The organism is Pseudomonas sp. H3(2019), from assembly GCF_007713465.1.
Taxonomy (GTDB): Bacteria; Pseudomonadota; Gammaproteobacteria; order Pseudomonadales; family Pseudomonadaceae; genus Aquipseudomonas.
This window is the reverse complement of record NZ_VMSG01000005.1, coordinates 99,485-123,563: the sequence shown is the minus strand read 5'-3', so window position 1 is coordinate 123,563 and position 24,079 is coordinate 99,485. Positions and strand designations below refer to the sequence as shown.

The window sequence follows — 24,079 nt, the reverse complement described above, 5'->3', positions numbered from 1 at the left end:
ACGTACATCGTAGGGAGTCGAACATGAGCGCCAACGTCGACCTGAACATTCGCCCCGACTACGACAAGGTCCTGCAGGACATTGCCGATTACGTTTTCGATTTCAAGGTCGTGTCCAAAGAGGCGTTGGACACCGCCCGCAATTGCCTGATGGACACCCTCGGTTGCGGCCTGCTGGCCCTGCGCTTTCCCGAATGCACCAAACATCTGGGCCCTATCGTTGAAGGCACGGTCGTGCCCTTTGGCGCACGTGTTCCCGGTACCCGCTTTCGTCTCGATCCGGTGAAAGCGGCGTGGGACATCGGCTGTATCGTCCGCTGGCTCGATTACAACGACACCTGGCTGGCTGCCGAGTGGGGGCATCCGTCTGACAACCTCGGCGGGATCCTCGCGGTTGCCGATCACCTGTCGCAGAAGCGCCTGGCCAATGGCGATGCGCCGCTGACCATGCGAGCGGTGCTGGACGCGATGATCATGGCCCACGAGATCCAGGGTGTGATTGCCCTGGAGAACTCCTTCAACCGGGTCGGTCTGGACCATGTGCTGCTGGTCAAAGTCGCCTCGACGGCGGTGACCGCGAAACTGATGGGCGCCAATCGCGAGCAACTGCTGGCGGCGCTGTCCCACGCGTTTGTCGATGGCCAGGCATTGCGTACTTATCGTCACGCGCCGAACGCCGGTTCGCGCAAGTCCTGGGCGGCGGGCGACGCCTCCAGTCGTGGCGTACGGTTGGCGGACATCGCCATGCGTGGCGAGATGGGTATTCCGGGTGTGTTGACAGCGCCGCAGTGGGGTTTCTACGACGTGCTGTTCAGCCACACCAACAAGGACCTGGCGCTCAAGCCCGCCGATAAACGTACGTTCAGCCTCTCGCAGAAGTACGGCACCTACGTGATGGAAAACGTACTGTTCAAGATCAGTTTTCCGGCCGAGTTTCACGCGCAAACCGCTTGCGAAGCGGCGGTGACCCTGCACCCGCAGGTGAGCGATCGTCTGGATGAAATCGACAAGATCGTTATCACCACTCACGAGTCGGCGATTCGTATCATTTCCAAGGTCGGCCAACTGGCCAATGCCGCAGACCGCGACCACTGCATCCAGTACATGACCGCCGTGCCGCTGGCCTTTGGCACTCTGGTGGCTGAACAGTACGAAGACGAGTTCCACGCCGCGCACCCGATCATCGACGAGCTGCGCGAGAAGATGGTCATTGTCGAAGAGCCGCGCTACACCCGCGAATACCTGGAGGCCGACAAGCGCTCTATTGCCAACGCCTTGCAAGTGTTCTTCAAGGACGGCTCAAGTACCGAGCAAGTCGTGGTCGAATACCCGATTGGTCATCGTCGTCGCCGCGCCGAGGGCATTCCCTTGCTGGAGGACAAGTTCAAGGCCAATCTGGCAACCCGATTCACTGCGCAACGTTCGGCGCAGATCTTTGCCTTGTGCCAGGATCAGGCAAAACTCGAGGCTACGCCGGTTAACCGTTTCATGGACCTCTTCGTGATCTGAAGCCGAACCCGCGGCAGCTCCTACTTGAAGCGCCGCTCGACGCCTTTTTCCACCAGGATCTTCGCCGAAATCTCTTCCACGGAAAAATGCGTGGAGTTGATGTGTGCGATGTTCTCGCGGCGGAACAGGTTTTCGACTTCACGCACTTCGAACTCGCACTGGGCGTAGCTCGAGTAGCGGCTATTGGGCTTGCGTTCGTTGCGGATCGCGGTGAGGCGGTCCGGATCGATGGTCAGGCCAAACAGCTTGTGTTTGTGGGCACGCAATGCCGTTGGCAGTTGCAGGCGCTCCATGTCGTCTTCGGTCAACGGGTAGTTGGCCGCGCGAATACCGAATTGCATGGCCATGTACAGACAGGTCGGGGTTTTGCCGCAGCGCGACACGCCGACCAGGATCAGGTCAGCCTTGTCGTAATAGTGGGTGCGGGCGCCGTCGTCGTTGTCGAGGGCGAAGTTCACTGCCTCGATACGCTCCATGTAATTGGAATTGTGGCCAATCGAATGGGACTTGCCGACCGAATACGACGAGTGTTCGCTCAACTCCTGCTCGAGCGGCGCGAGGAAGGTCGAGAAAATGTCGATCATGAAACCATTGGAGGTCGCGAGGATCTCACGAATATCCTGGTTGACGATCGTGTCGAAGATGATCGGACGAAATCCGTCCTTTTCGGCGGCCAGGTTGATTTGTTGTACCATCGCCCGCGCTTTGTCCACGTTGTCGATGTACGGTCGTATGACTTTGCTGAAGGTAATGTTTTCGAACTGCGCCAACAGGCTTTGACCCAGGGTTTCGGCTGTAATGCCGGTGCCATCGGAGATAAAGAAAGCAGATCGTTTCATTTGCGCCTTGGGCCTTAAGCTGGTGACGATTCTTGGATATGATAGGCGCGGTTTGTCGGCCTGGATTGGCCCGCATTCTCACTTATTTTCCAGGTCCAGGCCATATTGCTGGCAAATGCTCCTGATGAGCTGCCGGCGCCCTGAGCTTTTCCAACACAGTTAGTGGAGAGATCACCTTGGTAGAGTACGTAGTTTCCCTCGATAAGCTCGGCGTCCATGATGTAGAGCATGTGGGGGGCAAGAACGCATCCCTGGGCGAGATGATCAGTAATCTTGCAGGTGCCGGTGTATCGGTCCCGGGTGGCTTCGCCACGACGGCTCAGGCTTATCGTGATTTTCTCGAATTAAGTGGTTTGAACGACCAGATCCACGCAGCCCTCGACGCGCTGGACGTCGACGACGTGAACGCCCTGGCGAAAACCGGTGCGCAAATCCGTCAATGGATCATGGAAGCCGAGTTCCCGGAGAAGCTCAACACCGAAATCCGCACCGCGTTCGCCACGCTGTCAGCCGGTAACCCGGACATGGCCGTGGCCGTGCGCTCCTCGGCAACGGCCGAAGACTTGCCGGACGCTTCCTTCGCCGGTCAGCAGGAAACCTTCCTGAACATCCGCGGCGTCGAAAACGTCATTCGTGCTGCCAAGGAAGTCTTTGCTTCCCTGTTCAACGACCGTGCCATTTCCTACCGTGTGCACCAGGGTTTCGACCACAAACTGGTTGCCCTGTCGGCTGGCGTGCAGCGCATGGTCCGTTCGGAAACCGGCACTGCTGGCGTAATGTTCACCCTCGATACCGAATCCGGCTTCCGTGACGTGGTGTTTATCACCGGCGCCTACGGCCTGGGCGAAACCGTCGTACAGGGCGCAGTGAACCCGGATGAGTTCTACGTCCACAAAGGCACGCTGGCAGCCGGGCGTCCGGCGATCCTGCGCCGCAATCTGGGCAGCAAAGCCATCAAGATGATCTACGGCGACGAAGCCAAGGCCGGTCGTTCGGTCAAGACTGTCGATGTCGACAAGGCCGAGCGCGCACGTTTCTGCCTGACCGATGCTGAAGTCAGCGAACTGGCCAAGCAGGCGATGATCATCGAGAAGCACTACAAGTGCCCGATGGACATCGAATGGGCCAAAGACGGTGACGACGGCAAGCTGTACATCGTTCAGGCTCGCCCTGAAACCGTGAAAAGCCGCACCCACGCCAACGTCATGGAGCGTTACCTGCTGAAAGAAACCGGCACCGTGCTGGTGGAAGGTCGCGCCATCGGTCAGCGCATCGGCGCCGGTAAAGTCCGCATCATCAAAGACGTTTCCGAGATGGACAAAGTCCAGCCGGGCGACGTTCTGGTTTCCGACATGACCGACCCGGACTGGGAACCGGTCATGAAGCGCGCCAGCGCCATCGTCACCAACCGTGGCGGCCGTACCTGCCACGCGGCGATCATTGCGCGTGAACTGGGGATCCCGGCCGTCGTGGGTTGCGGTAACGCCACTCAGCTGTTGAAAGACGGCCAGGGCGTGACGGTTTCCTGCGCGGAAGGCGATACCGGTTTCATCTTCGAAGGCGAGCTGGGCTTCGACATCAAGAAAAACTCCGTCGACGCCATGCCGGAACTGCCGTTCAAAATCATGATGAACGTCGGTAACCCGGATCGCGCCTTCGATTTCGCGCAGTTGCCGAACGCCGGTGTGGGCCTGGCCCGTCTGGAGTTCATCATCAACCGCATGATCGGCGTGCACCCTAAAGCACTGCTGAACTACGACGGCCTGCCATCGGAAATCAAGGAAAGCGTCGACAAGCGCATTGCCGGTTACAACGATCCGGTCGGCTTCTACGTCGAGAAGCTGGTCGAGGGCATCAGCACCCTGGCCGCTGCGTTCTGGCCGAAAAAGGTCATCGTGCGTCTGTCGGACTTCAAGTCCAACGAATACGCGAACCTGATCGGCGGCAAGCTCTACGAGCCGGAAGAAGAAAACCCGATGCTGGGCTTCCGTGGCGCCTCGCGTTACATCAGCGAGTCGTTCCGTGACTGCTTCGAACTCGAATGCCGAGCGCTGAAACGCGTGCGCAACGAGATGGGCCTGACCAACGTCGAAATCATGGTGCCGTTCGTCCGTACCCTGGGCGAAGCCAGCCAGGTCGTGGAGCTGTTGGCCGAGAACGGCCTGGCCCGTGGCGAAAACGGTCTGCGCGTCATCATGATGTGCGAACTGCCTTCCAACGCGATCCTGGCTGAAGAGTTCCTCGAATTCTTCGACGGTTTCTCCATCGGCTCCAACGACCTGACCCAGTTGACCCTGGGCCTGGACCGTGACTCCGGGATCATCGCGCATCTGTTCGACGAGCGTAATCCAGCGGTCAAGAAGCTGCTGTCCAACGCAATTCAGGCCTGTAACAAGGCTGGCAAATACATCGGTATTTGCGGCCAGGGCCCTTCCGACCACCCAGACCTGGCCAAGTGGCTGATGGAGCAGGGTATCGAAAGCGTTTCGTTGAACCCCGATTCCGTACTGGAAACCTGGTTCTTCCTGGCTGAAGGTCAGGCTGCGGTCTGAGTCGTTGAGTGAAGGACCGATCGGTGATCGGCCCTTTAGAGTTAAAGTAGGGGGGCATCTATCTGGATGCCGCCCTTTTTTGTGCAAGAGCATTATGCAAAGCAGCAGCAACCTATTTCCTGTCGCCTTGATCAGCGCCGAGCGTCGCGGCGATCTGAGCGAGGACGTTTATCGTTTGAAACCCGGCAACAGTCCGGACGGCACCGTCGAACTGGCCGTCACCCGCCTGGGCATCGCCGATGAGCCCTCCGTGCGCGGCGTTCCGGTGATTTTGCTTCACGGCAGTTTTTCCAATCGGCGTTTCTGGTTTTCTCCCAAAGGCCTTGGTCTGGGCGCTTTTCTGGCACGCGCCGGTTTTGATGTGTGGATCCCGGAAATGCGCGGTCACGGCTTGTCCCAGCGCAACCAGAACTATCGAAAGAACCGCGTTGCCGACTACGCTCGTTACGATCTGCCGGCGATTGCTGCGTTCGTTCGTGAGCAAAGCGCTCAGGTTCCGCACTGGATTGGTCATTCACTGGGTGGCATCACCCTGGCGGCAGCGCTGGGTGGTCAGTACCTGGGGGCGCCTGCCGTGGCCTCTGCGGCATTTTTTGGTACGCAGGTCAGTCGCACTTATTGGCCGCTGAAATTTCCCCCGGTGGAGTGGAGCGGGCGGTTTATCCTGAAGCGTTTCGCGCAAATTTCGGGCTCTCGCCTCAAGCGTGGTCCGGAGGACGAACCGATAGGCCTGGCCCTGGAGGGCATGCGCTGGTACGGCTTGTTCGGGCGCTTCGGCGATGCCGAGAAAGACTGGTGGGCCGGGCTGGCCGAGGTTCAGGTGCCGGTCCTGGGCGTCAGCGCGACCAGCGATCATCAGGACCCGGATTGGGCGTGTCGCAAGCTGTTCGATCAGATCGGTTCCGAGCACAAACAGTTCATCTGTCTGGGGCGCGAGCAGGGTTTTTCGGACAATTTCGGGCATGTTGAAATGCTTGTCAGCAAAGCCGCACAGGCCGAAGTCTGGCCGTTGGTGCAGCGCTGGCTGACAGACCCGCAGGCGCCGTTATTGGCTGACAAGTCGAGTTTGGCGACAGCAGTCTGAGTACGAATGCTCTGACAAGAGCGTTTCGCTCCGATCAGCGAACGGCTAAGATATGACGCATTGAGCTGTTCTGGTCACAAACGGTTGTTGAGTCGACCTTATGTTCGTACCTCTTCCCGTTCAATACCGTAACCCCTGCGATTTTCGACAGTCCACGATCTGTTCTTTCTCTTACAGGAGTTTCTCGATGAACCATTACCTTACTCCCGACCTGTGTGATGCCTACCCGGAACTGGTGCAGGTGCTGGAGCCGATGTTCAGCAACTTTGGCGGCCGTGATTCCTTTGGCGGCGAAATCGTTACCATCAAGTGCTTCGAAGACAACTCGCGGGTGAAGGAGCAGGCCGAGCTCAAAGGGAATGGCAAGGTGCTGGTGGTCGATGGTGGTGGTTCGCTGCGCCGAGCATTGCTGGGCGACTTGATCGCCGAGAAAGCCGCGAAAAACGGTTGGGAAGGGCTAGTCATCTACGGCTGCATTCGTGATGTCGACGTTATCGCGCAAACCGACCTGGGCGTGCAGGCGCTGGCCAGCCACCCGATGAAAACCGACAGGCGTGGCCTCGGTGATCTGAACGTTGCGGTAACCTTCGCCGGCGTGACTTTCCGTCCGGGTGAATACATCTACGCGGATAATAACGGCGTGATCATCTCGCCGAGTCCGTTGAAAATGCCGGAATAAATAACTGATTCATGCCAGGGGTGAGGATGTTCGAGGAAGAAAACGCGCAGTGGGGGCTGGTGCATGCTCTGGTGCTGGATGGTAAAGGCGGTGCGCGTTGGCTTGCCCGGACTGAACTGGATAACCTGCAACTGCAGCCCCATGAAAGCCTTTGGCTGCACTGGGATCGTAGTCACCCGCAAACTCAGACCTGGTTGCGTAAATCCAGCGGTCTGAGTGAGTTCAGCTGTGACCTGCTGCTCGAGGAGAACACCCGGCCGCGCCTGTTGGCGCTGCCGGACTCCGAACTGTTGCTGTTTTTGCGCGGAATCAACCTCAACCCGGGGGCCGAGCCTGAAGACATGGTGTCGGTGCGCATCTTCGCTGCTGCTCAGCGGGTCATTTCCCTGCGTTTACGCCCGTTGCGCGCCACCGATGAGTTGCTGGTGCAACTGAATGAGGGCAAGGGTCCGAAAACCACCTCCGAACTGGTCCTTTATCTGGCTCAGTACCTCACCCATAAGGTGCAGGATCTGGTCAGCGATCTCTCCGAAATCGTCGATGATGAAGAAGAAAAGCTGGATGCCGACGAACGGTATACTCCGGAACATGGCTCCATTGTGCAGATCCGTCGGCGAGCGGCAGGACTGAAGCGCTTCCTTGCTCCGCAGCGGGATATCTTCGGCCAATTGACGCGGATAAAACTGCCATGGTTTGTCGACGATGACGGCGACTACTGGAACGAATTGAACAACAGTCTGACGCGTTACCTGGAAGAGCTGGAATTGACCCGGGAGCGCGTGGGGCTGGTGCTTGAGACCGAAGACCGGCGTTTGAACGTGCACATGAATCGCATCATGTACCGCTTCGGGATCATCACCGGGATCTTCTTGCCGATGAGTTTTCTGACCGGTTTGCTCGGGATAAACGTCGGTGGAGTTCCTTTTTCCGGAAACCCTTATGGCTTCGTGATTGCCTGCCTGATGATGGTGACAGTAGGGGTGGGGCAGTGGTGGTTGTTCCGGCGTTTGCGCTGGGTATGAGGGAGAGCCATGTGACCCGAAGAATTTTGATCGCGTCTTTCACTGATATCACGAGAGGTGCGTATGCACGATCCGTTTGAACAGTCCTTGCGCGACATGCTCAAGGCATCACCGTCCACCCGTGACGACGATGCCTGTCTGGGGCGTGTACTGAAAACCGCCAACCGCCAGGTTGGTGCCGGTGATCTGTTCAGCCTGCTGGGCCGCTGGCTGCCCGCGCTGATGATCGCCCTGAATAACGGATCGGCCCATGTCTTGCCGGTTTCCCGTCATAAACCTGCTGCCCGCACTGCTGATAAGGCTGATTGAATATGGAACTTGATCTCTGGACTCAGAGCCTCGTCACGGCAATGACTGCGTTGTGGACCAAGGTAGCGAACTTCATTCCGAACCTGTTCGGCGCACTGGTAGTGCTTCTGCTGGGTTTTGTCGTAGCCAAGCTGCTCGACACCCTGCTCTCGAAATTGCTCGCAAAACTGGGCCTGGACCGCTTGATGGGCGGGACTGGCTTGACCAAACTGCTGTCCCGTGCGGGCCTGCAGGTGCCGATTTCTACGCTGATCGGCAAGATCGTTTATTGGTTCGTTTTGCTGATTTTTCTGGTTTCTGCTGCAGAATCCCTTGGCTTGGAGCGAGTTTCGGCTACGCTCGACATGCTGGCACTGTATTTACCGAAAGTATTTGGTGCCGCGCTGGTGTTGCTGGTGGGCGTGTTGCTCGCACAATTGGCCAATGGGCTGGTGCGTGGCGCCGCAGAAGGCGTAGGGCTGGATTACGCAGCAGGTCTTGGGCGTATCGCTCAAGGCCTGGTGATCATCATCAGTATTTCGGTCGCGATCAGTCAATTGGAGGTCAAAACAGACCTGCTGAACCATGTGATCGTGATTGTCTTGATTACCGTTGGTCTGGCAGTTGCCTTGGCCATGGGGTTGGGAAGCCGGGAAATCGCCGGTCAGATTCTTGCTGGAATCTATGTGCGTGAGTTGTATCAGGTTGGGCAACAAGTGCGTGTTGGTGAGGTCGAAGGTCAGATCGAAGAGATCGGCACGGTTAAAACTACATTGCTGACCGATGAGGGTGAGCTAGTCTCACTTTCCAATCGGATCCTCCTGGAACAGCATGTTAGTAGCCGCTAACCCGGCAAACCCTGCTAATGTATGCCGCCGCAAAATGCCCGATACGATGGGCTGCGGCGGACATTGACCTGACTGTCGGCCCGACTTGTTTTGAATAAAGCCCAATCGCTATCCATGCGCTACGACCCCCGCGAGCTCTCTGATGAGGAGTTGGTCGCGCGCTCGCACACGGAGCTGTTTCACGTGACGCGCGCCTACGAAGAGCTGATGCGGCGTTATCAGAGAACATTATTTAACGTTTGTGCACGGTATCTTGGGAACGATCGTGATGCAGATGATGTCTGTCAGGAAGTGATGTTGAAGGTGTTGTACGGGTTGAAGAACTTCGAGGGCAAATCGAAGTTCAAAACGTGGCTCTACAGCATCACGTACAACGAATGCATCACACAGTATCGGAAGGAACGGCGTAAGCGTCGCTTGATGGATGCTTTGAGTCTGGACCCCCTAGAGGAAGCGTCTGAAGAGAAGGCGCCGAAACCTGAGGAAAAGGGTGGACTTGATCGCTGGTTAGTGTATGTGAACCCGATTGACCGAGAAATTCTAGTGCTACGATTTGTCGCAGAGTTGGAGTTTCAGGAGATCGCGGACATCATGCACATGGGTTTGAGTGCAACGAAAATGCGGTACAAACGCGCTCTTGACAAATTGCGTGAGAAATTTGCAGGCATCGCTGAAACTTAGTTCAGCGCAAATATTTCTTACGTGTAGGCAAGTTCTGATAGACTTGCCGCCGAGTTGTCCCCCGGTTTGCGGGACTGCTTTACAATCACCAGATGGGGATTTAACGGATGAAACTGAAAAACACCTTGGGCTTGGCCATTGGTTCTCTTATTGCCGCTACTTCGTTCGGCGCTCTGGCACAAGGCCAAGGCGCGGTCGAAGGTGAGGCGTTCTGGGGCAAAACCTGGAACCACAGCGTCGATTCCTACGAGAACGGTCGCACTCCTGGCGTCTCGATCGGCTACTTCCTGACCGACGACGTCTCTGTGAACGCAACCTACCGCAAAGACGAATACACCCGTTCGGACACTGACACTGGCAACCAGCGGATCAAAGGCGATCACTTCGGCCTGAAATCCCAGTACCACTTCGGTACCGTTGGCGACGCTATCCGTCCTTACGTTGAAGGCGGTGTATCCCACGGCAGCATGACCAACGTCGCTGCTGACGGTCACACTGGTCGTGACAAGTCCACCTACCTGACCACTGGTGCTGGCGCCAAGTGGTACATGACCGACAACCTGTACGCTCGTGCCGGCGTTGAAGCTGACTACAAGCTGGACAACGGTCGTTGGGACTACCAGGCTCTGATCGGCCTGGGCGTTAACTTCGGCGGCACTGGCGGCAAAGTTGCTCCGGCTCCAGTAGCTCCAGCACCGGCTCCAGAGCCAGTGGCAGAAGCTCCAGTTGCTGAAGTTGTTCGCGTTCAACTGGACGTGAAATTCGACTTCAACAAGGCTGTTGTTAAGCCAAACAGCTACGGCGACGTGAAGAACCTGGCTGACTTCATGAAGCAGTACCCGAACACCACCACCGTAGTTGAAGGTCACACCGACAACGTCGGTCCTGACGCTTACAACCAGAAGCTGTCCCAGCGTCGTGCTGACGCTGTTAAGCAAGTTCTGGTCAAAGACGGCGTTGAAGCTAACCGCGTTCACTCGGTTGGTTATGGCAAGTCCCGCCCAATTGCTGACAACAGCACTGACGCTGGCCGCGCTGCAAACCGTCGCGTAGAAGCGCAGGTTGAAGCTACCGCTAAGTAATTAGCCTGGTAGTTCGGAAAAGCCCGGCTTAGGCCGGGCTTTTCTTTGCCTGCGATTTGGTTTTTTGAAAGATCGTCCGAACGCGGCTCGAACTTTCGAGGGCACCTATGCGAGGTTAGCGCTCCAGAACTCTTCTGTAGAAGCTGTCGCAGGCTGCGATCTCTTGGCGTTGTCACTGGCAGCCACCGCACCGATCACCAGGATCGCCGGGCTTTTCAGTTGGAAGCTGTGGGCGTCTTCCTGCATAGCAGTCAGGTTGCTCCGGCATTCGCGCTGGTGAGGCAATGAAGCATTTTCAATCATCGCTACGGGCGTATCAGCCGCCATCCCACCGGCGAGCAATTGCTCGCCAATGGAGCTCAATTTCGCCACACCCATGTAAATCACCAGCGTCGTACCGCTTTGGGCCAAGGCTCCCCAGTTAAGCTCGCTGTCGTCCTGAGTGTGCGCGGTGACCAGGGTTACGCCGCGGGCGATGCCGCGCAGGGTCAGGGAAATATCGCATTGCGTTGCGCCGGCCAAGCCGGCGGTGATGCCATTGACCAACTCCACTTCAATCTCGCGCTCGCGTAGCCACTGCGCTTCTTCGCCACCGCGTCCGAAAATGCACGGATCGCCGCCCTTGAGTCGTACCACACACTTGCCTTGGCGGGCATAACGCAGCATCAAGCGATGAATGAACGCCTGCGGAGTAGAGCGACAGCCGCCACGTTTGCCGACCGCAATGATTCGCGCCTGCGGGCAATGCACCAGCACCGCGTCGTTGACCAGGTCATCGATCAGCACCACATCGGCTTCGTTCAGCGCCCGTACAGCTTTGAGGGTCAGCAATTCAGGGTCACCGGGACCTGCACCCACCAACCAGACTTTTGCGCTCATGTTCTATTCCTCACGAGGTGATTGCGATGGGCTGCACGCTGGCCGCCAACAGACGCTTGATTTCCGGGACACAGGAGCCGCATTGCGTGCCGCAACCGAGTTGTTGTTTCAGGCCCTGCAAATCCAGGCCACTGCGAATGCCGGCGCACACCGCGCTTTCGCTGACGTTCTTGCAGTTGCACAGAGTTTTCGTGGCGCTGACGGATGAGCCCGCACTGCCGGGTGGCGTGCTCAACGGCGCCAACAGCCAGCGCCGCAGTTGTTCGTCGGCACGGCCTTCCAGCCAGAGGTTTTGCAGCCAGTGTTGTGCAAGGGTTTCACCGGCCAGGCGAATGGCGGTAATCCGGCCCTGTTCGATGCGCACGCGTTTGCCAATGGCGCGCCGTGGATCGTCGTAGGCCAGGACAGGGCCATCGTTGAGCCCCAGTTGTTGATCGATGTCATGCAGTCGTTGCGGGTCGGGTGCCAGGGCGCTGGCAGCGCGTATCAGCAGCGCTGGGCGTTCACGGCCAGCCAAGCTGAGGCTGATGTAGGAAAAGTCCTCACAGAGCGGTCGTAAGGTCTCAAAATGCTGCTGAACATCGCCCTCAACCAGTGCGAACAAATGCCATGGCAGCTTTATCGGTTCGATACGCACTCCGCTGTGTTTGAGTTCGGGTTGTTTCGACAGGGGGTCGAATGCCGGCTGTGTGACCGCATTGACGCCACCCTTGAGGAAACGGTCTCCCCAGTGCATCGGCAGAAACGCCTGGCCCGGGCGCACGCTGTCATCACTGCCGACCGCAACGATTACGCTGCCTCGACGGCTTTTGAGGTTGACCAGGTCACCGGTCTGCAGCCGATACCGACACAGTTCATCAGGGTGGAGGCTCAACAGGGCTTCGCTGACATGGCCGAACAATTGTGCAGCCGTGCCGGTGCGGCTCATGCCGTGCCATTGATCGCGCAGGCGCCCGGTGATCAGGGTCAGCGGAAAGCGTGCGTCACGTTGCTCCTTGGCGGCACGATACGGGTCGGCGACAAACTGTGCACGGCCACTCTCGGTCGGAAAAATCCCGTCCACATAAAGCCGTGGCGTTCCGCTCAAGGCGCCGTCCGGGAACGGCCATTGCTGTGGGCCGAGGCGATCGAGCAGCGCATGGCTGATCCCGCAGAGGTCCAGATCGCGTCCGCGCGTCAGTTGTTTATATTCATCGAAGACCTGCGCCGGTTGTTCGAAAGCAAACAGGCTGGGCTGTCCTGGACGCAGACGCTGCTCCAGGCGTTGTGCGAAATCCACAGTGATCGCCCAGTCGGGGCGCGCTTGACCCGGTGCGTTGATGGCGCGGCGAACGTGGGAAATCCGCCGTTCGGAGTTGGTCACCGAGCCTTCTTTCTCACCCCAACTGGCGGCTGGCAGCAGCAGGTCGGCGAAGGGGGCGGTTTCGGTGGTACGAAAGGCTTCTTGCAGCACTACGAATGGGCAAGCCTGCAATGCAGCGCGCACGGTTTGTTGATCCGGCAGCGACTGCGCCGGGTTGGTGCAGGCGATCCACAATGCTTTGATCTTGCCGCTCTGGACCTGTTCGAACAGTTCAATGGCGGTGAGTCCGGTGGTGTCAGGTAATTTTTCGACACCCCAGTAAGCCGCCACTTCGGCGCGATGTTGCGCATTGGCTGCTTCGCGATGACCAGGCAACAAGTTCGACAAGCTGCCGGTTTCGCGCCCGCCCATGGCATTCGGCTGACCGGTGAGCGAGAAGGGGCCAGCGCCAGGCCGGCCGATTTGCCCGGTGGCCAGGTGCAGGTTGATCAGTGCACTGTTTTTTGCGCTGCCGGCGGTGGACTGGTTCAACCCCATGCACCACAGCGAGAGAAAACTCGATGAGGTGCCGACCCACTCGGCGCATTGCTGCAGCTGTTCAACGCTGATTCCGCAGAGTTGCGCGACCATTTGCGGGGTGTAATCGCGCACCAGGTTTTTCAGCTCGGCCAAGCCTTCGGTGTGCGCTTTGATGAACTCGCGGTCGACCCAGTCTTCCCACAGCAGCAGGTGCAAAATCCCGTGGAACAGTGCGACATCGGTACCCGGCAGAATGGCCAGATGCAGGTCGGCGAGGTCACAGGTGTCAGTACGTCGAGGGTCAATGACGATGACTTTCATCTGTGGTCGGCGGGATTTGGCTTCTTCCAGTCTGCGAAACAGTACCGGATGGGCGTAGGCCATGTTGCTGCCAACAATCATCACGCAATCGCTCAGCTCAAGGTCTTCATAGCTGCACGGCGGGGCGTCGGCACCCAGGCTGCGCTTGTAGCCGACCACTGCCGACGACATGCAGAGTCGCGAATTACTGTCGATGTTGTTGGTGCCGACCAGCGCCCGGGCCAACTTGTTGAAGGCGTAATAGTCTTCCGTCAGCAGTTGCCCGGAGATATAGAACGCCACGCTGTCCGGGCCGTGCTCGGCGATGGTGTCGGCGAACACGCTGGTGGCGTGATCGAGGGCGGTGTCCCAGTCGGTACGGCTGCGGGCCATGCCTTTGCCAAGGCGCAGTTCCGGGTACAGCGCCCGTGCCGCGAGGTCGCCGGTGAGGTGCAGGGTCGAGCCTTTGCTGCACAGCTTGCCGAAGTTGGCCGGGTGCGTCGGGTCGCCGCTGACGCCGAGGATCTGCTCGCCGTCATGCTCGATCAGTACGCCGCAGCCCACCCCGCAATAACAGCAGGTCGAGGCGGTCGTCTGGCGGCTCATCAGCCTGCTTCCCGCAGAGCCAGCATGACCCGACCGTTCTCCACCCGTGCCGGATGGTGATGGGCGCAACCGACATCAGGCGCCAGGGCCTGACCGGACTCCAGGTCGATCTGCCAATTGTGCAACGGGCAAGCGACGCGTTTGCCGTAGATCAATCCTTGGGACAGCGGCCCTCCCTTGTGTGGGCAGCGGTCGTCGAGAGCGAAAACCTCGTCGTCACTGGTGCGAAAAATCGCGATGTCACCTTTGGGGCCGCTGATGATGCGCGAGCCCAGGGCGTTGATTTCTTCGAGTGCGCAGATATCCAGCCAGTTCATGCCGGCACCTCCAGGTTTTTCACGGGGATCACATCGAACTCCTTCTTCAGCTGCGGCTGTTCAAGGCGTTCTTTCCATGGGTCCTGCTCGAACGACAGGGAGAATTGCAGTCGGTCGTTGAGCGCTTTGCGGCGCTCCGGGTCTTCCAGCACGGCTTTCTTGATGTACTCCATGCCGACCCGTTGCAGGTAGTGCACGGTGCGCTCGAGGTAGAAGGCTTCTTCGCGATACAACTGCAGGAACGCGCCGTTGTACTCGCGCACTTCTTCGGCGGTTTTCAGTTTGACGAAGAATTCCGCGACCTCGGTTTTGATCCCGCCGTTGCCGCCGATGTACATCTCCCAGCCAGAGTCGACGCCGATGATTCCGACGTCCTTGATTCCGGCTTCCGAGCAGTTGCGCGGGCAACCAGAGACCGCCAGCTTGACCTTGTGCGGCGACCACATGTTGAACAGGTCATGCTCCAGTTCAATGCCCAGTTGCGTGGAGTTTTGCGTGCCGAAGCGGCAGAACTCACTGCCGACGCAGGTTTTGACCGTGCGGATCGATTTGCCGTAGGCATGGCCGGACGGCATGTCGAGGTCCTTCCAGACACCGGGAAGATCCTGCTTCTTGATCCCCAGCAAGTCGATACGCTGGCCGCCGGTGACCTTGACCATGGGCACGTTGTACTTGTCGGCGACATCGGCAATGCGCCGCAGCTCCGAAGGATTGGTCACACCGCCCCACATCCGTGGGACTACAGAGTACGTGCCGTCTTTCTGAATGTTGGCGTGGGCCCGCTCGTTGATCAGTCGTGATTGCGGATCATCCTTGGCCTCGCCGGGCCATGTGGAAATCAAGTAGTAATTGAGCGCCGGACGGCAGGTGGCGCAGCCATTCGGGGTGCGCCAGTTCAAATAAGTCATGGTTCCGAAGAGGGTCAGCAGATGCTCTTCGCGGATCGCCTGGCGGATCTGTCCGTGGTTGAGGTCGCTGCAACCGCAGATGGCTTTTTCGCTTTTCGGTTTGACGTCCGCCGCGCCGCCGACGGTGTTGATCAGGATCTGCTCCACCAGTCCGGCGCAAGAGCCGCAGGAGCTGGCCGCTTTGGTGTGTTTCTTGACTTCGTCGACGCTGAACAGCCCGTGTTCCTGAATCGCCTTGACGATGGTGCCCTTGCAGACGCCATTGCAGCCGCATACTTCGGCGTTGTCAGCCATGCCCATGGCTTTGTCCTGGCCTTGATGGCCTACATCGCCAATGGTGTTTTCGCCAAACATCAGGTGATCGCGGATCTCGCCGATGGCGTGGTTCTCACGAATCTGCCGGAAATACCAGCCGCCATCCGCCGTGTCGCCGTACAGACAGGCGCCGACCAGCACGTCATCCTTGATCACCAGTTTTTTGTAGACCCCGCCGATGGGGTCGGAGAGGGTGATGGTTTCGGTGCCTTCGCCGCCCATGAAGTCGCCAGCGGAGAACAGGTCGATGCCAGTGACTTTCAATTTGGTCGAGGTCACCGAGCCCGAATAGCGGGCAAACCCCAGTTGCGCCAGGTGGTTAGCGCAGACTTTGGCCTGCTCGAACAGCGGTGCCACCAGGCCGTAGGCGATGCCACGGTGGCTGGCGCATTCGCCGATCGCGTAGATCCGCGGGTCATAGGTTTGCAGGGTGTCGTTGACCAGAATCCCGCGGTTGCAGGGGATGCCGGATTTTTCCGCGAGTTCGGTATTGGGGCGAATGCCGGCGGCCATCACCACCAGATCAGCGGGAATGATGTCGCCGTTCTTGAACTGCACCGAGCCGACCCGGCCATTGCCGGCGTCGTGCAGGGCCTGGGTCTGTTCGCACAGGCGAAAGTGCAAGCCGCGACCTTCCAGGGCGGTTTGCAGCAGCTGACCACTGGTTTTGTCCAGTTGCCGCTCCAGCAACCACTCGCCGAGGTGCACCACGGTCACGTGCATGCCGCGCAGCATCAGACCATTGGCCGCCTCAAGGCCCAGCAGGCCGCCGCCGATGACCACTGCGTGCTTGTGGGTCTTGGCGGTGTCGATCATGACCTGGGTGTCGGCGATGTCGCGGTAGCCGATGACGCCTTTCAGGGTATTGCCAGGAATCGGCAGGATGAACGGCGTCGAGCCGGTGGCGATCAGCAGCCGATCGTATTCGGCTTCGCTGCCGTCTTCGGCGATGACCCGGCGTTTGACCCGGTCGATCTCCACCACCTTGCGGTTGAGCAGCAGTTTGATGTTGTTGTCCAGGTACCAATCAAGATCGTTAAGCACGATCTCTTCAAAGGTCTGCTCACCCGCCAGCACCGGCGAAAGAAGAATACGGTTGTAGTTGGTGTGGGGCTCGGCGCCGAAGACCGTGATGTCATACAGCTCGCTGCTCAGCTTGAGCAATTCCTCCAGGGTGCGAACCCCGGCCATGCCATTGCCGATCATCACCAGTTTTAGTTTTTTCATCAGGTTCTCCGGGGAGCTCAGGCTTGCCTCATCAGGGCGGTCAGGCTGGCTCGACAAATTTTGCGCAAACAAAAAAAGGCGTCCCGCTAGTTGCCTAGCGAGGACGCCTTTGTCCTGGTCCCGTTCTCTCGGGAAGCACACCCTTCGTCGTTGAAGGCCGGGCTTTATGTATGGTGTAGAAGGTAATGCAGTGGTCGTGCCAAATCGGGGGAGGGCGCGGTTTTGTTGGGTTTTGCTTCGTTAAGCAGTGTCGGGTTTGAGCTTTTTGCACCAAATCAAAGCGTGGCGCCCAGTCATGGCGCGGAAAAGACCTGTGGCGAGGGGGGGTGTTTGACTCAGGAATGGAGCAGCAGATACAACAGCACCAGATTGATCAGTAGCGACCCCAGCGCCAAGGTCCGCCAGACCTTCAACGGTTCACGCTCCAGCAGCGGCCTGGGGCGCACACTCAAACTGCGCCGTTCGCCTTGTTCCAGCAGCAGCAACCATTCCTCCGCCGTTTCATAGCGTTGTGCCGGGTCGGCGCATACCGCACGTTCCAGACTTTGTCCCAGCCAGTCGGGTAAATCCGGCCGATAACGATTGGCGTTGATTGGCAGGCCAAAGCGCGGACGTTGAAAGGCTTCGATTTCCCCGTAGGGATAATGCCCGGTGGCCAGGTAATAAAGCGTCACACCAACCGCATACAGATCCTGTTGCGGTGTCGGTGGAGTCCCGTTGAACGCTTCCGGGGCAATATAGCTAGGGGTGCCCGGCAGCGCGTTCGATTGGTCTTCGGATAAACCGGTGCAGTACGCCAGGCCGAAATCCAGCAGCCGTAATTCACCGTCATCAGCCAGCAGCAGGTTTTCCGGTTTGATATCGCGATGGAAGATCTGCCGCCGATGCAGCATGCCCACCGCCCTTAGCAAACGTTCGGCCAGTTGCTGCCATTGGGGCAGCGGCAACGGGCCGTTTTGCGCGAACAGCTCGGCCAGGGTCAGCCCCGGATACTCGCGCATCACGTAATACAGGTGCTGACGTTGAGCCGCCGGGTGAACTTCCGGAAAGCTTCGACCGGCAACGCGCTTGAGAAACCACTCTTCAGAGAGCAGCGCCTGGGCGGCCTTTGTGTCGTTGTTCAGCTGTGAGGGGAGTGTTTTCAGTAACCAGGGCTGTTGCTGCCCATCACGGACACGGTAAATCAGCGACTGCTGACTCTGCCCGAGCAGTCTCTCGACGTGCCAGCCCTCGAAGGTCTGACCGGGTTTGAGCGGCGGTGGCAATGGCCATTGCTGCAGTTGGATCAGCGTATCACCGATGCTCGTTTCGCCGAGGGTGTCGACCCGCACCAGCAGCGCACTGGCGTTGTCCTGACTGCCGGCCAGGTGAGCGGCGTTGACCAGGGTTTGCGCCGCGCTGTCGAGGTCGGGTTGATCACGCAGAATGGCGGCGATGGCGGTGTCGCCGAGTGTCGCCCAAACGCCGTCGCTCAGCAGGACGAAACTCTCGCCCGCGCGCAACTCGCCGTCGAGAAAGTCCAGCACCAGATGCTGATCCAGTCCCAATGCGCGCTTGAGCACATGCTGCATGCCCGGTTGTTCCCAGACGTGGTCCTCAGTGATGCGTTGCAACTGGTCGGCGTGCCAGCGGTACACCCGACAATCGCCAACATGGGCCAAGGTGAAGCGACGACCGCGCAGCACCAGCGCGCTGACGGTGGTGAGCAATGGCTGGCTGCCGCCATTGGCCTGCAACCAGCGATTTTGTGCCAGCAGCAGACGGTCCAGCGCTTGCGCCACAGCCCAGGTCTGCGGCGTGGCGTAGTAGTCGAGGGCCAGGGCCTGCAAGGTTGCCCTGGCTGCCAGCCCGCCATCGGCGCATTGACTGACGCCGTCGGCGATGGCGAACAGAAACCCCTTGCTCGCCGCCAGTTCAGCGGCGGGCGTGACCAGGCGCAGGGCGTCCTGGTTTTCGTCCCGTGGACCGATGGCACTGGCCTCGGCGAAGCTCAATTGCAGGCTCATCGGTGCATCATACCCGCGCGGCGGTCACAGCGGCCGAGCCCCATGTGGTTCTCCAGCGGCGTTTGACCCCATGCAGGCCAAACCAGGCCAGGACACCGAGGCTGGCGAACAACCACAAGGCCAGTTGATAGCTGCCGGTGCTCTGCTTGATCGCCCCCATGCCCGCCGCGAGGGCGAAACCGCCGATGCCGCCCGCCATGCCGATCAACCCGGTCATCACGCCGATTTCGCGGCGAAAGCGCTGCGGCACCAACTGGAACACCGCGCCATTACCCGCGCCAAGGCCGAGCATGGTGCAGACGAACAGTGCCAGTGCAGCGTAGGAGCTGGGCAGGTTGAAACCCACGGCAGCAATGCAGGTCGCGGCCAGCGTGTACATCACCAGCAGGGTGCGAATACCACCGAAACGATCCGCCAGTGCACCACCGAGTGGCCGCATCAAACTGCCGCCAAACACGCAGGCGGCGGTGTAGTAGCCGGCGGTGACCGGGCTCAGGCCGTATTGGTCGTTGAAGTAGCCGGGCAGGGCGCTGGCCAGGCCGATGAAGCCGCCAAAGGTCACGCTGTAGAAAAACATGAACCACCAACTGTCGCGGTCACCGAGGGCCTTGAAGTAGTCAGTCATGGATTTGGCTTTGGGCCGTTCAGGTGCGTTTTTCGCCAGCCAGGCGAAAATGATCAGCGCTGGGATCAGTGGAATCAGCGCGAAGCCGAAGACGTTGCTCCAGCCAAATGAGGCCGCCAATATCGGGGCGATCAGTGCGGCGAACACCGTGCCCGAGTTACCCGCGCCAGCGATGCCCATCGCCTTGCCCTGATGCTGTGGCGGATACCACTGCGAGGCCAGGGGCAGGGCGACCGCGAACGAGGCGCCGGCCATGCCGAGGAACAGGCCCAGCAGCAGCGCTTGCTCGTAGCTGTGGATGCCCAGCTTCCAGGCGCCGAACAGCGCGCAGATCACGATGACCTGACCGATCAGCCCGGCGGTTTTTGGTGACAGACGATCTGCCAGCAGTCCCATCACGAAGCGCAGGAACGCCCCGGCCAGAATCGGCGTGGCCACCACGAGCCCGCGTTGCTGGGTGGTCAGGTGCAAGTCGGCGGCGATTTGCACTGCCAGCGGGCCAAGCAGGTACCAGACCATGAAGCTCAGGTCGAAATACAGAAAGGCCGAGAAGAGTGTCGGGGTATGGCCGGATTTCCAGAAGCTTGAATTCATCGCGCACCTCAGCTGTGAAGAGTCTCGAAGGGAGTCATGAGCTTTGCGGTGGCGCGCCGCAACGGCCGCACCACCGGCCCCGGGCTGTGGGGCCAAAACGAAAAAACGCCGCAACCCGCTGCGCATGCGCGAAAGGGGTGTGCGACGTCTTTGTCGTAGGTGGGGCAACCGCCGTTGGTTACCTGTGCGGTTTACGTAGCGAGATCTGTGCCAACAGGTGAAACCGCATCGTGGCCAATCGCGAGCAAGCTCGCTCCCACAGGGGAATTGCGTCGTACACAAATCAACTGTGGGAGCGAGCTTGCTCGCGATGGCGTCTTCGCAGGCGCCGCAACGGCTTCAGCCCAGCAACTCGCTCATGGCAATGATCTGCTCGGCCACCTGGATCAGCTTCTGTTGGCGGCTCATGGCCTGGCGGCGCATCAGGGTGTAGGCCTGTTCTTCATTGCAGTCTTTCATTTTCATCAGCAAGCCCTTGGCCAGTTCGATGCGCTTGCGCTCGGCCAGTTGCTGGTCGCGGGCCTGGAGTTGGGCACGCAAGGCCTGATCGCTTTCAAAGCGCGCCATGGCCACGTCGAGGATTGGTTGCAGGCGTGCAGCATGAATGCCTTCGACGATGTAGGCGCTGACGCCGGACTTGATCGCCTGGCGCATCACGTCCGGGTCGTGCTCGTCGGTAAACATCACGATTGGCCGAGGCTGGTCGCGGCTGACCAGCACCACTTGCTCCAGCACATCACGGCTCGGTGACTCGGTATCGATCAGGATCACGTCCGGACGCACCGTTTCGACGCGCGCAGGCAGGTCGATGGTCAGGCCTGATTCATCGATCACCTCAAACCCGGCTTCGGTCAGCGCGGCCTTGAGCCGCCCGACCTTTTTCGCGGTGTCGTTGATCAGCAGGATACGCAACATATTTGCAGGCTCCTGTCAGCGGCGGGCGAGAAGGGTGGGGGTGTCGGCCATGGCGTGCAGCCTGAAACTGCGGGCATACGCCGCCGGGTCCGAGCCATTCCATATTTTACCGTCGATCAACTGGCTGCTGCGCATTTCCTGATCCCGGGCCGCGATGCCCAGCGCGCTGGCGGCGTCGCGATAGACACCGAGTTGCTGGACCTGACGCGCCACTTGCAGATAGTCCGGATCTTCGCGCAGCAAGCCCCAGCGGCGGAATTGGGTCATGAACCACATGCCATCGGAAAGGTACGGCAGGTTGACGTCGCCACCGCCGTGAAAGCGCAACGCGTGAGGGTCCTGCCAGCGATTGCCCAGGCCGTCGGCATAATCGCCCAGCAAGCGCGGTTCGATGCAGTCGAGAGGGGCGTCGAGGTATTCGGCAGCGCTCAACAGTTGCGCGGTGCTGCGGCGGTTTTCCGGGCTTTGTTCAATGAAGCGACTGGCCTCCAGGATCGCCATGACCAGCGCCCGTGCGGTGTTCGGGTATTGCTCGACGAAGGTACGGGTGCAGCCGAGGACTTTTTCCGGGTGGTCGGGCCAGATGGTCTGGCTTGTCGCCAGGGTGAAGCCGAGGTTCTGCTTCACCGCACTGGCGCTCCAGGGTTCGCCGACGCAGAAACCGTCGATCCGTCCAGCCTGCAAGTGCGCGACCATTTGTGGCGGTGGCACCACGACGCTGTCGACATCCTGCAACGGATGGATGCCCTGGCTCGCCAGCCAGTAATACAACCACATGGCGTGGGTGCCAGTGGGGAAGGTCTGGGCGAAGGTGAGTTTTGGGCGACTTTGGTGCACGTGACGTTCCAGCGCTTCAGGACCGGTCACGCCCAGTCCTTGCAGGCCGTGAGAAAGGTTGATGCTCTGGCCGTTCTGGTTCAGCCCCATCAGCACGGCCATGTCCGTCGCGGCGACGCCGCCGATGCCCAGATGCACCGCATAGATCAAACCATAGAGGCTGTGGGCGGCATCCAGTTCGCCGCTGACCAGTTTGTCCCGCAGGTTGGCCCACGACGATTGGCGCTTGAGGTTCAGGGTCAACCCATAGGGTTGGGCGAAGCCCTGAGTCGCCGCAACCACCACGGATGCGCAGTCACTCAGGGCCATGAAGCCAAGGTTGATTGTGGTTTTTTCCGGGGCATCGCTGCCGTTGACCCAGGCCAGCGGTCCTGCTTCAGGTTCAGTCATCACATAAGCACCTTGCATGAAAAAAGCGCCGTACCCAGGCCCCATGTGCAAACCAGGCCAGGTGACGACGCCATTGTCCTTTCAAATCGCAACCTAGCACGCATCCCGCCATTGGCATGGGTGCTGATAAGCAAGTTGGTGCAAGGCATATGCCACTGACAGCTGATTTCATCGTGCGCCTCGCTTGCGACCCCGATGCACGGCTATAATCGCCGCCTTATTTCGCCGCCAACCGAGTCAAATTCGCCCATGTATACCCTGGCCCGCCAACTGCTGTTCAAACTCTCCCCGGAAACCTCCCACGATTTGTCCCTGGACCTGATCGGCGCAGGTGGGCGTTTGGGTCTCAATGGCTTGCTGTGCAAGGCGCCAGCGCAGTTGCCAGTGAATGTCATGGGCCTGGACTTTCCAAACCCGGTGGGACTGGCGGCCGGTCTGGACAAGAACGGGGCGGCCATCGACGGGTTTGCTCAATTGGGTTTCGGCTTCGTCGAAATTGGCACCATCACCCCGCGTCCACAGCCAGGCAATCCAAAACCACGGATCTTCCGCCTGCCGCAAGCCGAAGCGATCATCAACCGCATGGGGTTCAACAACCTCGGCGTCGATCATCTGCTGGCACGCGTGGCAGCGGCCAAATACAAGGGCGTGTTGGGGATCAACATCGGCAAGAACTTCGACACGCCGGTTGAGCGTGCGGTCGACGACTACCTGATCTGCCTGGACAAGGTCTACGCCCACGCCAGTTACGTGACGGTCAACGTCAGCTCGCCGAACACTCCGGGCCTGCGCAGCCTGCAGTTTGGTGATTCGCTCAAGCAACTGCTCGAAGCCTTGCGTCAGCGTCAGGAAGACCTGGCTCAACGCCACGGCAAGCGTATACCGCTAGCGATCAAGATCGCACCGGACATGACCGACGAAGAAACTGTTCAGGTGGCGCAAGCGCTGATCGACACCGGGATGGACGCGGTGATTGCGACCAACACCACCCTGAGCCGCGTAGGCGTCGAAGGCATGGAATACGGTGACGAGGCGGGCGGATTGTCCGGCGCTCCGGTGCGCGACAAAAGCACTCACACGGTCAAGGTGCTGGCGGCCGAGTTGGCCGGGCGTTTGCCGATCATCGCGGTGGGCGGTATTACCGAAGGCAAGCACGCGGCTGAGAAAATCGCCGCGGGCGCCAGTCTGGTGCAGCTGTATTCGGGCTTCATCTACAAAGGCCCGGCGCTGATTCGCGAATCGGTGGATGCCATAGCGGCCTTGCGCTAAACCCTGTGGGAGCGAGCTCAAGGTTGGGGTTTTGAAGGCATAAAAAAGGGCTCCTCGAAGGAGCCCCTGGGCCGAAGCCCGCCGTCCGGAGAGGACGTGCATGGTTAAGTCGTTACATATTCAGATTTTCGTGTCGGAGTGTGTGCCCTGTATTAGCCGACGGCGTGAAGTTCGTTGAGTCTATGGATTCCCGCAGTGCCGGTCATACCGTCCCAGTTGTCGCCGCGTCCTTCTCGCCAGCCGTTGATCCAGGCTTGGCGTACCGACGGTAGAGTAAAGGGGCAAAGCTCACGGGATTTTCCACCAACGCCATATTGATATCCGCGCAAAAATGCTCTTTCCAACGGATCACGCTTAAGTCTTCTCATAGGGTGTTTCCCTCACTTGTTGACTGTATTTGTCGCGTCGACCTCGATCGAGGTCAGGCAGAAAAATTTCTGCCGTTGGTGGCTCGCTGCCGGCGTCACGAGCCAAGGTGTTGACGCC

General features: G+C 59.5%; 20 protein-coding genes. 10 read left to right on the top strand and 10 right to left on the bottom strand.

Going from position 1 to position 24,079, the window contains the following annotated elements:
- The first annotated feature begins 23 nt into the window (after positions 1-23).
- Entirely contained in the window at positions 24-1,508 is a 1,485-nt protein-coding gene (prpD, locus tag FPT12_RS07420; protein WP_145015358.1) for a 2-methylcitrate dehydratase, read from the top strand.
- Between the two features lie 20 nt (positions 1,509-1,528).
- Here the strand turns inward: prpD and FPT12_RS07415 are convergent, their stop codons facing one another.
- Entirely contained in the window at positions 1,529-2,347 is an 819-nt protein-coding gene (locus FPT12_RS07415; RefSeq protein ID WP_145015356.1) for a pyruvate, water dikinase regulatory protein, read from the bottom strand.
- 176 nt (positions 2,348-2,523) lie between these two features.
- On the opposite strand from FPT12_RS07415, the gene ppsA reads away from it, so the two are divergent.
- From ppsA to FPT12_RS07375, 8 genes are all read left to right on the top strand, one after another.
- Positions 2,524-4,899, top strand: coding sequence for a phosphoenolpyruvate synthase (ppsA, locus tag FPT12_RS07410; RefSeq protein ID WP_145015354.1), 2,376 nt, complete (start codon positions 2,524-2,526; stop codon positions 4,897-4,899).
- Positions 4,900-4,993: 94 nt separating this feature from the next.
- Positions 4,994-5,983, top strand: a complete 990-nt coding sequence (locus FPT12_RS07405) for an alpha/beta fold hydrolase (RefSeq protein WP_145015352.1) — start codon at positions 4,994-4,996, stop codon at positions 5,981-5,983.
- Between the two features lie 187 nt (positions 5,984-6,170).
- Entirely contained in the window at positions 6,171-6,662 is a 492-nt protein-coding gene (rraA, locus tag FPT12_RS07400; protein WP_145015350.1) for a ribonuclease E activity regulator RraA, read from the top strand.
- Between the two features lie 26 nt (positions 6,663-6,688).
- Positions 6,689-7,684 (top strand): zinc transporter ZntB, encoded by a 996-nt coding sequence (locus FPT12_RS07395; protein ID WP_145015348.1) that lies wholly within the window; start codon positions 6,689-6,691, stop codon positions 7,682-7,684.
- A 63-nt stretch (positions 7,685-7,747) separates the two neighbouring features.
- A complete protein-coding gene (locus tag FPT12_RS07390) occupies positions 7,748-7,993 on the top strand; it encodes a hypothetical protein (protein ID WP_019689475.1) in 246 nt (81 codons plus the stop codon).
- 2 nt (positions 7,994-7,995) lie between these two features.
- Complete coding sequence (locus tag FPT12_RS07385; protein WP_008027407.1) at positions 7,996-8,820, top strand: mechanosensitive ion channel domain-containing protein; 825 nt, start codon at positions 7,996-7,998, stop codon at positions 8,818-8,820.
- A gap of 90 nt (positions 8,821-8,910) precedes the next feature.
- Entirely contained in the window at positions 8,911-9,501 is a 591-nt protein-coding gene (sigX, locus tag FPT12_RS07380; protein ID WP_075949123.1) for an RNA polymerase sigma factor SigX, read from the top strand.
- Between the two features lie 107 nt (positions 9,502-9,608).
- A complete protein-coding gene (locus FPT12_RS07375) occupies positions 9,609-10,583 on the top strand; it encodes an OmpA family protein (protein WP_145015346.1) in 975 nt (324 codons plus the stop codon).
- Between the two features lie 105 nt (positions 10,584-10,688).
- Here the strand turns inward: FPT12_RS07375 and cobA are convergent, their stop codons facing one another.
- The 8 genes from cobA to FPT12_RS07330 all read right to left on the bottom strand — a co-directional run bounded on the left by cobA (position 10,689) and on the right by FPT12_RS07330 (position 22,324).
- The gene (gene cobA / locus FPT12_RS07370) at positions 10,689-11,462 is read right to left on the bottom strand and encodes a uroporphyrinogen-III C-methyltransferase (protein WP_145015344.1); all 774 of its coding nucleotides are present in this window, start codon (positions 11,460-11,462) and stop codon (positions 10,689-10,691) included.
- A 10-nt stretch (positions 11,463-11,472) separates the two neighbouring features.
- The gene (locus FPT12_RS07365) at positions 11,473-14,190 is read right to left on the bottom strand and encodes a nitrate reductase (RefSeq protein ID WP_145015342.1); all 2,718 of its coding nucleotides are present in this window, start codon (positions 14,188-14,190) and stop codon (positions 11,473-11,475) included.
- Complete coding sequence (nirD, locus tag FPT12_RS07360; RefSeq protein ID WP_019689480.1) at positions 14,190-14,507, bottom strand: nitrite reductase small subunit NirD; 318 nt, start codon at positions 14,505-14,507, stop codon at positions 14,190-14,192. The genes FPT12_RS07365 and nirD overlap by 1 nt, the downstream gene beginning before the upstream one ends.
- Positions 14,504-16,957 (bottom strand): nitrite reductase large subunit NirB, encoded by a 2,454-nt coding sequence (gene nirB, locus FPT12_RS07355; RefSeq protein WP_145015340.1) that lies wholly within the window; start codon positions 16,955-16,957, stop codon positions 14,504-14,506. Before nirB ends, nirD begins: the two co-directional genes overlap by 4 nt.
- 335 nt (positions 16,958-17,292) lie before the next feature.
- Entirely contained in the window at positions 17,293-18,963 is a 1,671-nt protein-coding gene (locus FPT12_RS07350; protein ID WP_145015338.1) for a bifunctional protein-serine/threonine kinase/phosphatase, read from the bottom strand.
- A gap of 7 nt (positions 18,964-18,970) precedes the next feature.
- Positions 18,971-20,182 (bottom strand): NarK/NasA family nitrate transporter, encoded by a 1,212-nt coding sequence (locus FPT12_RS07345; RefSeq protein WP_145015336.1) that lies wholly within the window; start codon positions 20,180-20,182, stop codon positions 18,971-18,973.
- Positions 20,183-20,521: 339 nt separating this feature from the next.
- Positions 20,522-21,097 (bottom strand): ANTAR domain-containing response regulator, encoded by a 576-nt coding sequence (locus FPT12_RS07335; protein WP_145015334.1) that lies wholly within the window; start codon positions 21,095-21,097, stop codon positions 20,522-20,524.
- Between the two features lie 15 nt (positions 21,098-21,112).
- Positions 21,113-22,324: a CmpA/NrtA family ABC transporter substrate-binding protein gene (locus FPT12_RS07330; RefSeq protein WP_145015332.1), complete on the bottom strand. Its 1,212-nt coding sequence runs from the start codon at positions 22,322-22,324 to the stop codon at positions 21,113-21,115.
- 249 nt (positions 22,325-22,573) lie between these two features.
- Between FPT12_RS07330 and FPT12_RS07325 the strand changes: the two genes are divergently transcribed.
- Positions 22,574-23,593: a quinone-dependent dihydroorotate dehydrogenase gene (locus tag FPT12_RS07325; RefSeq protein WP_145015330.1), complete on the top strand. Its 1,020-nt coding sequence runs from the start codon at positions 22,574-22,576 to the stop codon at positions 23,591-23,593.
- A 152-nt stretch (positions 23,594-23,745) separates the two neighbouring features.
- On the opposite strand, the gene rmf is transcribed toward FPT12_RS07325, so the two are convergent.
- A complete protein-coding gene (gene rmf, locus FPT12_RS07320; protein ID WP_003223300.1) occupies positions 23,746-23,961 on the bottom strand; it encodes a ribosome modulation factor in 216 nt (71 codons plus the stop codon).
- Between the last annotated feature and the right edge of the window lie 118 nt (positions 23,962-24,079).

Coding starts and splice junctions, on each gene's coding strand:
- prpD (WP_145015358.1), top strand. CDS start 24: ATGAGCGCCAACGTCGACCTGAACATTCGCCCCGACTACGACAAGGTC.
- FPT12_RS07415 (WP_145015356.1), bottom strand. CDS start 2,347: ATGAAACGATCTGCTTTCTTTATCTCCGATGGCACCGGCATTACAGCC.
- FPT12_RS07405 (WP_145015352.1), top strand. CDS start 4,994: ATGCAAAGCAGCAGCAACCTATTTCCTGTCGCCTTGATCAGCGCCGAG.
- rraA (WP_145015350.1), top strand. CDS start 6,171: ATGAACCATTACCTTACTCCCGACCTGTGTGATGCCTACCCGGAACTG.
- FPT12_RS07395 (WP_145015348.1), top strand. CDS start 6,689: ATGTTCGAGGAAGAAAACGCGCAGTGGGGGCTGGTGCATGCTCTGGTG.
- FPT12_RS07390 (WP_019689475.1), top strand. CDS start 7,748: ATGCACGATCCGTTTGAACAGTCCTTGCGCGACATGCTCAAGGCATCA.
- FPT12_RS07385 (WP_008027407.1), top strand. CDS start 7,996: ATGGAACTTGATCTCTGGACTCAGAGCCTCGTCACGGCAATGACTGCG.
- FPT12_RS07375 (WP_145015346.1), top strand. CDS start 9,609: ATGAAACTGAAAAACACCTTGGGCTTGGCCATTGGTTCTCTTATTGCC.
- cobA (WP_145015344.1), bottom strand. CDS start 11,462: ATGAGCGCAAAAGTCTGGTTGGTGGGTGCAGGTCCCGGTGACCCTGAA.
- FPT12_RS07365 (WP_145015342.1), bottom strand. CDS start 14,190: ATGAGCCGCCAGACGACCGCCTCGACCTGCTGTTATTGCGGGGTGGGC.
- nirD (WP_019689480.1), bottom strand. CDS start 14,507: ATGAACTGGCTGGATATCTGCGCACTCGAAGAAATCAACGCCCTGGGC.
- nirB (WP_145015340.1), bottom strand. CDS start 16,957: ATGAAAAAACTAAAACTGGTGATGATCGGCAATGGCATGGCCGGGGTT.
- FPT12_RS07350 (WP_145015338.1), bottom strand. CDS start 18,963: ATGAGCCTGCAATTGAGCTTCGCCGAGGCCAGTGCCATCGGTCCACGG.
- FPT12_RS07345 (WP_145015336.1), bottom strand. CDS start 20,182: ATGAATTCAAGCTTCTGGAAATCCGGCCATACCCCGACACTCTTCTCG.
- FPT12_RS07335 (WP_145015334.1), bottom strand. CDS start 21,097: ATGTTGCGTATCCTGCTGATCAACGACACCGCGAAAAAGGTCGGGCGG.
- FPT12_RS07330 (WP_145015332.1), bottom strand. CDS start 22,324: ATGACTGAACCTGAAGCAGGACCGCTGGCCTGGGTCAACGGCAGCGAT.
- FPT12_RS07325 (WP_145015330.1), top strand. CDS start 22,574: ATGTATACCCTGGCCCGCCAACTGCTGTTCAAACTCTCCCCGGAAACC.
- rmf (WP_003223300.1), bottom strand. CDS start 23,961: ATGAGAAGACTTAAGCGTGATCCGTTGGAAAGAGCATTTTTGCGCGGA.